Annotated in this window: 7 protein-coding genes; 4 read left to right on the forward strand and 3 right to left on the reverse strand. The window is 70.0% G+C overall.

The window, feature by feature from the left end; all coding sequences use genetic code 11:
• Positions 1-370: 370 nt before the first annotated feature.
• The 3 genes from VT85_RS15020 to VT85_RS15030 form a co-directional block, all read right to left on the reverse strand.
• Positions 371-1,768, reverse strand: coding sequence for an alkaline phosphatase family protein (locus VT85_RS15020; protein WP_068416769.1), 1,398 nt, complete (start codon positions 1,766-1,768; stop codon positions 371-373).
• Complete coding sequence (locus VT85_RS15025) at positions 1,765-3,639, reverse strand: alkaline phosphatase family protein (protein WP_197490733.1); 1,875 nt, start codon at positions 3,637-3,639, stop codon at positions 1,765-1,767. Before VT85_RS15025 ends, VT85_RS15020 begins: the two co-directional genes overlap by 4 nt.
• A 307-nt stretch (positions 3,640-3,946) precedes the next feature.
• Positions 3,947-5,773, reverse strand: coding sequence for a carbon-nitrogen hydrolase family protein (locus tag VT85_RS15030; protein ID WP_082858622.1), 1,827 nt, complete (start codon positions 5,771-5,773; stop codon positions 3,947-3,949).
• A 384-nt stretch (positions 5,774-6,157) separates the two neighbouring features.
• Here VT85_RS15030 and VT85_RS15035 point away from each other — a divergent pair, with 384 nt between their 5' ends.
• From VT85_RS15035 to VT85_RS15050, 4 genes are all read left to right on the forward strand, one after another.
• Complete coding sequence (locus tag VT85_RS15035; protein WP_197490734.1) at positions 6,158-7,726, forward strand: caspase family protein; 1,569 nt, start codon at positions 6,158-6,160, stop codon at positions 7,724-7,726.
• Positions 7,727-7,776: 50 nt separating this feature from the next.
• Positions 7,777-8,868, forward strand: a complete 1,092-nt coding sequence (locus tag VT85_RS15040) for a Gfo/Idh/MocA family protein (protein WP_068416778.1) — start codon at positions 7,777-7,779, stop codon at positions 8,866-8,868.
• 140 nt (positions 8,869-9,008) lie between these two features.
• Positions 9,009-10,475: a DUF1501 domain-containing protein gene (locus tag VT85_RS15045; RefSeq protein WP_156512883.1), complete on the forward strand. Its 1,467-nt coding sequence runs from the start codon at positions 9,009-9,011 to the stop codon at positions 10,473-10,475.
• A gap of 51 nt (positions 10,476-10,526) precedes the next feature.
• Positions 10,527-11,978, forward strand: a complete 1,452-nt coding sequence (locus VT85_RS15050) for a DUF1501 domain-containing protein (protein ID WP_068416780.1) — start codon at positions 10,527-10,529, stop codon at positions 11,976-11,978.
• Positions 11,979-11,996: the final 18 nt, after the last annotated feature.

An 11,996-nucleotide genomic window follows, 5' to 3' on the forward strand; every position in this document is an offset into this window, starting at 1 on the left:
AAATGGCCGATCGAAGCCAATTCGGACGACAGAGTTCTCGCGTAACTCTATGGATTTGTAAGTGTTGCGTTCGATGGGTTCGTTTTCGTCGGTCCGCGAAGGAAGCCAATCGACCGCACGAACGCGAGGGAGGGAGCCGGCGACGGGATTGAACCGGTGCTGCTGAGCGTTTCCCCGATTTGAGAGGTCGAAATTGACCGAACGAAGCCGATTCGACTCCCGGAATTTCCGCGTTAAACCCATTCGTGTAAGGGTTTGCGTCCGATGGGTTCGTTTTCAGGCGGCCGGGAAGGAAGCTAATTTCGGCCCTGTGGAAGCGGCCGGCGGATCAGGCGTCTCGACCCTCCCGACGTGGTGCGACGGTCCAGCTTCAGCCGATATAGCCGAGGCCGCGGAGCCGGTCGCGGACCAGTTCGTCGTCGTCGATCGGGGGGGCGTCGTCGGAGTCGGCCGGCTTGAGACCCTGGAGCAGGTTGCGGCCCGGCGCGTCGGGCAGGGGGGGGTGGCCGGCGAGTTCCAGGAGGGTCGGCGCGACGTCCAGCAGCCGGGCGCCCTCGATCTCGCCGAACGGCGGAAGCTGGGGGCTCGCCAGGATGAACGCGCCGTGCTGGGCGGGGTTGCAGCCGTCGAGGCCGCCGAAGTCGACGATCAGGTCGGGGGCCACGTTTCGGACGGTCTGATAGACCTCCTCGGGCTTGAAGACCAACGCCCCAAGGGGCTCGCCGTCGGGGCCCGCGACGGCTTCAAGCCTGGCCTTCAACTCGTCGTGAAAGGACTCGTAGTCGGCCGGGTCGATGGTCCCCTCCGGCTCGCGGCCCTTCACGTTCAGGAAGACGGCGGCGGAATCGCCCGCTTCGCTCCAGGCCCTGGTCCGGCCCCAGTCGACGTCTAGGTCCGCCGCCGGCGTCGCCTGCTCGGGATCGGGCTTGAGGGCGAGCAGGCCCTCGCGGACGAGCCATTCGTCGAGGCGGAAGCCGCCGTCGGGCCGACGGGCCCCGTGGGCCGAGACGACCAGGACGAGCGTGTCCTCGGTCAGCAGGTCCAGGACCGTCGCCAGCTCTCCGTCCAGATGAAGGTAGTAATCCCGGACCACGTCGGCGAACGGGCTGTCGGGCGTGTGAAGGACGTGCTCCGGGTCGTGGTGTCGCCAGAAGGCGCGCTGGATGCGGTCCAGGCCGGTCTCGACAAGCTGGAAGTAGTCCCAGGGCTCGTTCTCGATCAGGTGCCGGACGAGCGCGAACTGCTTCCGGCTTGCGTCGAGGATCTGGTCGCGCAGGGCGGCCTCGTCGTCGCTGCGGAGGCCTCCGGCGTCGACCGGATACGTCCCGACGAGCTTCTCGATCGTCGCCGCGAGTTCCGGGGGGTGGGTGTAGGCTCCCTCGGTCGCGTCGGGCGTGAAGAGGCCGCCGACGGCGATGCCGTTCACGGGGCGTGGGGGATGGTCGGGAGGGACGCCGACGAGGATCGAACGCCCTCCGCTTTCCGCCACCCGGTCCCAGATCGCGGGGGCCTGGATCGACCGCGCATCGATGCTCCCGGGCGCCTTGTACGAGCGGTCGGTCCGGTTCCGCGAGCCGTAGACGCCCAGCGAGCCGGGGTCCTGTCCGGTCGCCAGGCACATCCAGGCCGGCTCCGAGGCCGGCGGGACGACGCTCTCCAGGCGGCCGTAGCAGCCGACTTCCATCAGGCTCCGGATGGTGGCCAGCCGGTCGTCGCCCAGCAGGATCTCGGGCGCGGCGGCGTCGAGGCCGATGACCAGGATCTTCATGGCTTCAGCGAGCTCCCTTCCATCAGCGGGCCCTTCTCGACCCCGAACGCGTCGAGGATGGTGGGCGCCAGGTCGACCAGGCTCGGGCCTTCGCGGCGGAAGGTTCGGTTCATCAGCAGGACGCCCGGCGTCGCGGCGGGGTCGATGCAATGGTCGCCGGACCACTTCTTGACGTTGTCCTCGTGCAGCGAGCCGGCCACGCCCCCCATCGAGGAGGACCAGGAGACGCGATGCCCCGGCGCATAGTCGACGATCACGTCCGGGGCCTCGTCCACATGGGGGCCGGAGTAGACGCGATCGCGAGGCCGGGCCGACCGCACCGCCGTGCGGCCCCGCTCGTCGTCGCGGACGCCCGTCAGCTTCTCGGCGATCGCGCGCCGGAGCGGCTCGGCGTCCTCGGCGGCGACGATCCCGCGGCCCTCGCGGCCTTGCAGGTTGAGGAACACGCCGCTGAGGCCCATCGCGTACGCCCGCGTCTTCTCCCAGTCGATCCCCTGGAGGAACTCGCCCGCCTCGTGGCCCGGGGCGATGCCCGGCTTCAGGGCCAGGAGCCCCTCGCGATGGAGCCAGGAGTTGAGGTGGAACTGGCGCTGGAAGCTGCTGAAGCCGTGGTCGCTGAGGACGACCAGGAGCGTCCGGTCATCGACGTGGTCGAGCGCCTGGCCGACGACCTCGTCGCTCCGGCGGTAGTGATCCTCGATCGCCGTCGCCAGCGCGGGGGTCTCGGGCCGGCCTCGGTTCGCGGGGTGCTCGGGCTCCCGGAAACGCCAGAGCATATGTTGGACCCGGTCGGGCGTGTCGAACAGGCAGTAGAACAGGCCCGAATCGAACCGCGCCAACTCGTGCTCCATCATCGCCCTGCGCTCTCGCCAGGCGTCGTCGCACTGGGCCAGGAACTGCTCCTCGGAGATGCGTTCGTTGATGAGTCCGTTGTGGTCCTCGACGAACCCGGCCGTGTGGAACTTGCCCACGCCGTCAGCCAGCTTGCGAGCGAACTCGGGCGGGGCGCTGATCGGGAAGAGTGGGGCGGCAGGGTCGAAGTTGACGGGGGAGGCGTACAGGAGGATCGTCGGATCGCGTCGGATGAGCAGGAAGCGGACCAGGCCGTGGGCCGACTGGAGCGGGCCGAGCTTGAACTTGACCTTGAGCCAGCCGCTCCACTCGCCCTCGCGGACGTGAAGCTCGCGGGGCTCGCCCGGCGACCGGATCGTCAGGACGCCGGCCTCGGAGGCCCGGACGAGCTGGACCTCCACGCGATGGTCGGCGCGGGTTTTGGGATTCCGGGGGCCGATCACGTGGGTGGTGACCGGGCCGAGGCCGTCGTCCGCCAGGGCCACGAGATTCTCGCTCTCGCGGGCCGCGGCGTCGGGCTCGGCGGTGTAGTACGTCGAGGTGCCGAACCCGCCTCGGAGGTCGGGGACGCCCATGCCGGCGAGCAGCGAGCCGCGGAGGCGGTCGGGCGGATAGGAGCAGGGGCACCGGAGGACCGTCGAGGGGACGCCGGCCGCCGTGAGGAGGTCCCAGACCGTCGTCCCGCGCCGCTGGTTGACGGCCTTCGGGGGGAGCAGGGCGTTCTTCTGCTCGTAGTGGTTCAGCCCGCTGTCGATCCGGTAGGTGGCGGGGTCGCGCCGGAGGAAGTCGAACACGCCGTGCCCGCCGGGGTTGACCCCCGTGGCGAACGTCGACCAGGCGACGGGGGTCTGGGCGGGGGCGGTCGTCGCCACCCGCGCGAGCCCGGCCGTCCCGGCCAGCCGCTCGAGGTGGGGCAGTTCGCCGCGCGCCAGCATCGGTTCGACGAGGCTCGGCTCCAGGCCGTCCAGGCCGATCACGATGACCTTGTGAATCGCCGCGCCGCTCAAGGCTCCGTCCAACCCATCCGGCCTGCTCCTGCTCTCGAGTGCGCGCAAAGCGTCCTGCCCGGCGCCGGCGCGCCGAGGGGCGGAGATCCCTCCCCGAAGGTCAAGCTAACAGGGCCCCGGAAGCGAGGCAAGCTCGGTTGCGAGGCGGACGCCCCCCCATCGGCGCGGCGGAAGCGACTCCTCGCCCCGCTTCAGGGTGAGCCGATCATCGCCGGGCGTCGGCTCGATGCGGAACTCCTGGGGGTGGCGAAGCCGGCGGGTGCCCGGTCAGCGAATCGACCGCCCGGATCGATCGCCGGGACTTGGGGCCGCCCGGAGATTATTCCCGCCATCCGGACTGGTCGATGCGTTCGAGCTCGCCGTCGAGGTCGTCGCCCTCGTAGAAGGAGAGCCAGCCCCGGAGTCGGACGGTCTCGCCGGGCTCGCAGTCCGGGAATTGGGGATCCGAATGCAGGCAGGGGCAATCCGGGTTCCCCCAGCATCGCTGGTTGGGCTCCCAGGCGGTGACGACCCATCGGCGACCGTCCTGGGATCGGGCGGCGGCGTAGGGGGCCCGGAAGACCTTGTTCGCGTTCGTCTGAGCGGCGAAGCCCCGGGCGCCGGCCAGCATGACGCAGTTCTGGACGCGGAGGCCGGTCAGACGCTCGTCGGTCCCGTTGCGGAGCCAGAGCCCCATTCGGACGCCGCTCGGCGAGGGCGCGACGTCGGCGCCGAAGGCGATGCCGTTGGGGAGCGTCCGCTCGCCGTGGAACGAGCCGTCCTCGTCCCGCCGCCACTCCAGGCGCGGGAGCGCGACCCCCTTCGCGTCCCAGATCATGGGGACGTGGGTGTGCGCGAGGTAGATCAGGCCCAGGTTCGAGAAGACGGCTTCGGGGACGTCGACGACGACGTAGCTCGCGTCGTCCCAGGGGGTGAACACGCTCAGCTTCGTCTCGCGCTGGGGCATGACGGCGCCGTCCAGGAAGCCGATCCGAGGATGTCGGCCCCCGGGATACGGCAGGACGAGCAAGGGCTCCTCGGGCCTTCGCGGCTCAGGCTTCGCGCCCTCGAGACCCAGCCGTCGCGAGGCGTCGCGGACTTCCTGGATCGTAAGGCCGGTGGCGGCGGAGACCTCCCGAGGGGCGAAGCGATGGTGGACGATCATGTTCTCCAGCCAGGTCTTCAGGGCGGCGTCGCCGGGCGGTCTGCGAAACTCGGTGAGCATCTGCGCGAGCTGGGTCCTCAGCCACGCGGGGACCTCGCCGTCGTCGGCCCAGGCCGACGGCGTTTCGAGCAGCGAACGGGCGACGCGGGCGGTGACCAGCTCGGTCCTGAAGAGACCGGCCTCGGCGATCGGCGTCCCCTGCGGGCTGAGGACGAAGCTGTCGCCGTAGCCGATCCGCCCCTCCCGATCGGACTTCACGATGTTCGCCCGGGCGACGACCATTTTGAGCTGGGAAGCCAGGCCGACGTGACAGTTCCGGACGGCGAGCCGGTGGCCGTCGGCGACCTCCGCGCCGATCTCGTTGTTGTGGGGGGAGAAGAGCAGCGTCGCCCCCTGGAGCCTCGCGACCATCGCGGCGTGCGGGAACGAGCTGTCGTGGCAGATGATCGCGGCGAATCGGACCCCGTGAGCCGAGAAGACCGGGACGGCGGTCCCCGGCTTGAAGCCCAGGACTTCGCGATCGCCGCCGGTGAGCATCACCTTGTCGTAGACGCCCAGGAGTCGGCCGCGAGCGATCACGAGGACGCTGTTATACAGCCCATCCTTCGCCTTCCGGGCCAGGCCGACCAGCACGACCATCTCGTGCGAAGCCGACTCCTCGATGAAGCCGGCGAGTTCCGGATCGTCGAGCGGCCGCGCGCCGCGCTGCACCGCCTCGACGCTCTCGTACCCGGACAGGAAGCACTCCGGGAGGGCCACGAAATGGCTGCCTCGGGCGTGGGCCTCCTCGACCACCGTTCGCGCCGTGGCGAGGTTCGCGGCGAAGTCCCCCTCCCGGCAGACCCCTTGATAGACGGAGACCACGAGATCGTCGCCCGCCGCCCGGGCGGGCCGGAGCGACGCCGAGGTCGCGAGGAGCAGGACCAGCAAGACCCACCGGGGACGGCGGCCCCACCGTTCCCGGCGACACGGCGCGGATTCGCCCGACGTTCTCGGATCCATGTCGATCTCCTGATGTCATCTGGCCGGACGGTGGGGCGTCCCGTGTCACGAGCAGCGTCCGACACGGCCAGTCCCAACCTCGCGTTGCGTCAGGGGCGTCTGACCACGCCCGCAATCCGGTCGAGGTCCGGATTGTCTTGCGCCTCGATTCTCGAAGCAAGGGCCGGGCGGCTCGGCCGTACCTCCGGACTCGCCGACGGTCGCTCGAAGCGCCAGCGGGGGGGGCAGCCCGCCGCGATTCGATGCCGAGGGCCGCGGCGGACGGAGCGGTCTTGGATGGCGGGTTGAGACGATTTCGCTTGATTTTCGAGACGTCTCAGCCTCATAAGTATGCACGGGACCGATGGGATCCGACCGATCGTCTTCCCTCACGGGGGCAAGGTCATGGCCAGCCGAAACGCCGCAGGCAGGTGGATCGTTCCTCTCGCTCTCGCCGCGACGATCCTCGGTTCCGGGGGCCTCTCGGCGAGGGGGCAGGAGGGGCCCGAGCCGGGGCCCGCGTCGATCGCGGGCGCGACCGAGGAACGGCTGCTCATCTCAGTGGAGTACCGCCCCGAGGGGGGGATGAAGGTCGTGGCGGTCGATCCGCAGAGCCCGACCCTCCAGCTCAAGCCGGCGCGAGATCCGAGCCAGACCGCGATGCTGATCGCGGGCGACGTCATCACCCACGTCAACGGCGTCGAGATCGATTCACCGTTCACTTACGCCCGCGCGCTCGCTCGTACGCCGGGCCGGGCCGTGCTGACGATCATCGACCGGGCGTCCGGCACCACCGAGGACTGGCTCGCCGAGACCGTCCCCGTCCAGCAACGCCTCGGCCTCTTCGTGACGTTCCGGCCCGAGGGGGGAGCCCTCGTTCAGAGCGTAACCCCCGAGAGTCCGGCGAGGGTCCTGCGATCCGCATCGAACCCGAACTTCGTGGCGGCCATCGTCCCGGGCGACGTCATCACCCACGTCAACGACCAGGCGGTGGCCTCGCCGGATAGCTATTCGAGGGCGTTGAACAGCACGCCGGGGTCGGTCACGCTCCGCATCATCGACGGCGCGTCGGGCCAGGTCGGCGACTGGGTCAGCCAGACGCTGGCGGTGCGCGTGCCGAGGGAGGGGACCGGGGCGCGTCGGAGCGCCTACGTCCTCCTGGTCGGACTCACGAACGACCCGAACATCGGCGCGAGCATCAAGGCGAGCCTCGAATACCTTGAGCCGATCTTCAAGAACGAAGTCGCCGAGGAGCGGCTCCGCCTCTCGGTCATCCAGGGGGACGAGTGCACCGCGGCCAACCTGCTCGCCCGCGTGCGGGACGTCCCTTGCGGCCCCGACGATACGTTCCTCGTCTACTACCTCGGCCACGGCGCCCACGCGCCGACCGCCGACCCGCGCGATCCCTCGCAGGGGCATTTCTTCTCGATGCCCGGCGGCGACCTCTACCGGATCACGCTGGCGGACGCGATCCGCGACAAGCCCGGGCGGCTGAAGATCCTGTTCAGCGACACCTGCAACGTCCAGGCGACGCCCGTCTCCCCGGCCCGCGCCGTCAGCGAGGTCGCCCTCCGCCGGATCGTCGGCCTGACGCCGCTGGAAAAGCTCCTCTTCAACCATCGCGGGTCGCTCGACGTGAGCGCCTCGTCCCGAGGCCAGTACAGTTGGTTCAGCCTCCCCTTCGGCGGCTGGTTCACGTACAACTTCGCGAACCTGATCGCCCGCTTCGAAGCGTGGCCGCCGTTCCTCGGGACCCTGTCCGCACGGACTGACGAGTTCTACCAAACGAAGCGGGATGCAATTCTGAGAAATCCGGGAGCCACGCGCCCCGACGTACTCGCCTCCTTGACCAACCAGGCTCAGCTCGTCCCGGCCGTTTTCGTGGACGATCTCCTCGACGACGTGGCGGCGGCGGACGCGAACGATCAGCGAGTCCGGGAGATTCCCGAGGTCGTCGTCAGGTTCATCGAGTGACGACGGCGAACCCCCGGGGCTTGAATCAACGGCGAACGATGGGAGAGACGATGGAAGGGATGGATCGACGCACCGTGATTCGACGGGCCGGCGGGTTGCTCGCCGCCTCGATGCTCGGGGACCGGGCGAGAGCCGGGCAAGATGCCGGCCGAACTCGCCCGCCTCGCATCAAGATCGGCCAGATCGGCGTGGGGCATGCGCACGCCGACAAGCTGGAGGTCTACCGGAATTCCGAGGATTACGAGGTCGTCGGCGTCGTCGAGCCGGACGATCGGTTGCGGGAGCGGGCCGGGTCGAAGGAGGCCTTCCGGGATCTCCCCTGGATGACTCGCGAGCAGCTCCTCGCCGCGCCGGGGCTCCAGGCCGTGCTCGTCGAGACCCGCGTGCGCGACCTGCTGGATACGGCCGAGGCCGTCGTGGACGCTGGGAAGCACGTCCATCTCGACAAGCCGGCCGGGGAGTCGCTCCCGCAGTATCGTCGCATTCTGGACGCCGCGGCCGGGAAGCGGCTCTGGGTCCAGATGGGCTACATGTACCGATACAACCCGGCCGTCGTCCTGCTCCGTGAGGTGCTCGAACGGGGGTGGCTGGGCGAGGTCTTCGAGGTCCACGCGGTCATGAGCAAGGTGGTCGAGCCCGCCGCTCGGGCCGAGTTCGCCGCGTATCGCGGCGGGACCATGTTCGAGCTCGGCTGCCACGTCATCGACCTGGTCGTCGGCGTGCTGGGGGCGCCGTCGAAGGTCACCCCGTTCCCCCGGCGTGCCTCGAGGTTCGACGACGGGCTGCTCGACAACATGCTCGCCGTCTTCGAGTACCCCAGCGCGACCGCCACGGTGCGCTCGACCGCCCTGGAGGTGGAAGGCTTCGCGCGACGCCACCTGACCGTCTGCGGCTCCGAAGGGACCTTTCACATCCAGCCTCTCGACGATCCGGCGGTCCGCGTTGCCTTCTCGGCCCCTCGCGGCTCGTATCGCAAGGGCTACCAGGACGTGACATTGCCGAAATACACTCGCTACGTGGACGACGCCGCCGACATGGCCCGCGTCATCCGGGGCGAGAAGGAGATCGATTTCCCGCCTCGGCACGACCTCGCCGTGCAGACGGCTGTGCTCGAAGCCTCCGGCCTCCCCACCGACGCCTGAACCAAACAAACGGTTGCCGACGCCGACGCCGGCCGGTATCTTTGAGCCCGAACCGCCTGTTCAACAATCGTTGCACGGGTGGGGCTCCGGCCTGGCGCCGCCGCCGGGTCGTCTCGGCCGGGAGTCCTGGAGGCGAATCGATGATGACGACGCATCGCGGCTCTCATCCCGGCGTCACCCGGCGGACCGCCGTCCAGGCCGGGGCCCTGGGGCTGCTCGGCCTGGGGATGAACCATCTGGACGCCCTGCGCGCCGCGACGCCCGGAGCGGGCCCGGCCGGGGGGACCGCGAAGTCCTGCATCTACATCTTCCTGTCGGGCGGCCTGGCGCAGCATGAGAGCTTCGACATGAAGCCCGACGCCCCCGACGGCGTCCGGGGCGAGTTCAGCCCGATCGCGAGCGCGACCCCGGGGATCGACGTCTGCGAGCATCTCCCGGGCCTCGCCCAGCGAAGCCGCCACTGGGCGCTCGTCCGGTCGTTGACGCATGGGACGAACGACCACACGCTCGGGCATTACCTGATGCTGACGGGCCGGAGCAAGGCCGACCCCGGATTCCGAGGCGACCGCCAGCCCAGGCCGACCGACTGGCCGTCCATGGCCTCGGTGGTCGGCGACGCCTTCTCCGGAAGAGGGCACCACCTTCCCCCAGCCATCGTGCTTCCCGATCGCCTGGTCCACTGGTCCGGGGGCGTACTGGCGGGACTCTACGGCGGTCAGATGGGCTCCCATCGCGACCCCTTCTTCATCGAGGCCTCCCCCTACGGAAATCCCTTCTGGAAGGGGGCCTATCCCGAATACAGCTTCCCGAACGAGACCAAAAAGCCCCCGAAAAGCCCCGACGAACGCGTGTTCCAGGCTCCCAGCCTGACCCTCTCCCCCGGCATGACGGCGGGGAGGCTCGCCCAACGGACCGAACTTCTGGACGAGCTGGACCGACAGCGCGGGGTTCTGGAAGCGACCGCCGTCGCCGAGCGGTTCGATCGCCATCGCCAGTCGGCCATCTCGCTCCTGGCCTCCCCCGAGGTCCGCTACGCCTTCGACGTGACCAAGGCCGACGAGCCGATCCAAGAGCGTTACGGCAAGAACAGCTTCGGCTGGTCGCTGCTGATGGCCTCCCGCCTCGTCGAGGCCGGCGTCCCGCTGATCCAGGTCAACCTGGGAAGCAACGAGACGTGGGACACCCACGGCGATATGTTCCCCCGGCTCAAGGACAAGCTCTTCCCCCCGACGGATCGCGCCCTGAGCGCCCTGCTCGACGACCTGGAAGCGAGCGGGTTGCTCGATTCCACCCTCGTCGTCATGGCGAGCGAGTTCGGCCGCACCCCCAAACTCTCGATCCTCCCGGAGTCCTATCAGGGCGTCGGTCGCGACCACTGGGGAGCGTTGCAGAGCGTCTGGTTCGCCGGGGGGGGCGTCCGCGGCGGCACGGTGATCGGCTCGTCCGACAAGATCGGCGCGTACCCGACCTCGCTCCCGCAGACGCCCGAGAACATGGCCGCCACGATCTACAAGGCGCTCGGGATCCCGGACGTGGCGAGCTGGCGGGACGACCTCGACCGCCCCCACCTGATCTATCAAGGTTCGCCGATCCCCGGATTGATCTGATCGCCGTCGGCCGGCGTTCGAGGCCCTCCCCACCGGACCGGAGTCGTGACCATGCTCGCCGTCGAAGGCCGCTCGCGCCGCGTCTGCAACGGGCTCACTCGTCGCGACCTCCTCCGGGCCGGGGGGGCGGGATTGCTCGGCACGAGCCTGACCTCGCTCCTGGCCGCCGAGGAGGCCGGGATCGCGGCGCGGCCCCGGGCGAGGTCCGTGCTCTTCCTGTTCCTGTTCGGCGGGCCCAGCCAGCTCGAAACTTTCGACCTGAAGCCCGACGCCGCCTCAGGGATCCGCGGGCCGTACAGGCCGATCGCCTCACGGACGCCGGGGCTGTTGATGTGCGAGCACCTCCCCAAACTCGCCGACATCTCGGATCGGTTCGCCGTCATCCGGACGATGTCGCACCGCTACAACGACCACAACGCCTGCCATTACGTCCAGACCGGCTATCCCCTGCCGCCCGCCCAGCGTGGGGCGGCGGGAGTCGACGCCACCGCCCAGGACTGGCCGGCGATGGGGTCGATCGTCGAATACCTCGACCGCCGCGCGGAGTCCGCGGCCCCGGGCGACCGGCGACGCGACTTCCCGAGCTACGTCTACCTGCCGAACCCGCTCGGCCACATCCAGGGCTACGACCGCGCGGGGGGCTACGCCGGCTGGCTGGGCTCCGCCTACGACGGCCTCGCGACCCGGATCCCCAGGCGCGGCCCGGACGACAACCCCTACTTCCGCGACTGCGACGACGACGAGATGGACTTCCGCCTCCAGGGCCTCGACGGCCCCGCCCTGCTGACCCTCGAACGCACCCGGAGCCGGATCGGCCTGCTCGACCAGTTCGACGCGGCTCGGGGCAGGCTCGACCGCTCGCAGGCGGCGCGGGAATTCGGCCGGCTGCAAGAGCGGGCCGCGCGCCTGATGACCTCGGAGGCGATGCGGGCCGCGTTCGACATCCGCCAGGAGCCCGCGCGGGTCCGCGACCGCTACGGGCGGCACCTGTTCGGCCAGTCGGCGCTGATGGGACGCCGGATGATCGAGGCCGGCGCCCGGTTCGTCACGGTGGTCTGGGACGCCCCCGACGGATACAGCTGGGACAGCCACGCCGGCTCGCACGACGTCGGCCGGCACCTGCTGCCGGGTCTCGACCAGACCCTCTCCGCGCTCCTGGACGACATGAACGCTCGCGGCCTCCTGGATGAGACGCTCGTCGTCTGTCTGGGCGAGATGGGCCGCACGCCTCGGCCCGACACCGCGACCTGGGGCCGAGGGCACTGGAGCTACTGCTTCCCCGCCGTGCTCGCCGGGGCCGGGATCCAGGGCGGCGTCGCCTACGGCCGCTCCGACAAGGATGCGGCCTACCCCGTGGATCGCCCGGTCTCCCCCGAGGACCTGTCCGCCACCATCTTCCACGCGCTCGGCATCGATCCCGACGCCCGCATCATGGACCCCCTGGGCCGCCCCGTCCCGCTCGTCATGGAAGGCGGCCGGCCGCTCGTCGAACTGTTCGGCTGACGGCCTCGAACCACCCCG

It is taken from the genome of Planctomyces sp. SH-PL62, assembly GCF_001610895.1.
GTDB lineage: Bacteria > Planctomycetota > Planctomycetia > Isosphaerales > Isosphaeraceae > Paludisphaera.

What these genes read in the sequence shown, in the direction of transcription:
- VT85_RS15020 (WP_068416769.1), bottom strand. Translation starts at nt 1,768, where the DNA reads ATGAAGATCCTGGTCATCGGCCTCGACGCCGCCGCGCCCGAGATCCTG.
- VT85_RS15030 (WP_082858622.1), bottom strand. Translation starts at nt 5,773, where the DNA reads ATGGATCCGAGAACGTCGGGCGAATCCGCGCCGTGTCGCCGGGAACGG.
- VT85_RS15035 (WP_197490734.1), top strand. Translation starts at nt 6,158, where the DNA reads ATGGCCAGCCGAAACGCCGCAGGCAGGTGGATCGTTCCTCTCGCTCTC.
- VT85_RS15040 (WP_068416778.1), top strand. Translation starts at nt 7,777, where the DNA reads ATGGAAGGGATGGATCGACGCACCGTGATTCGACGGGCCGGCGGGTTG.
- VT85_RS15045 (WP_156512883.1), top strand. Translation starts at nt 9,009, where the DNA reads ATGATGACGACGCATCGCGGCTCTCATCCCGGCGTCACCCGGCGGACC.
- VT85_RS15050 (WP_068416780.1), top strand. Translation starts at nt 10,527, where the DNA reads ATGCTCGCCGTCGAAGGCCGCTCGCGCCGCGTCTGCAACGGGCTCACT.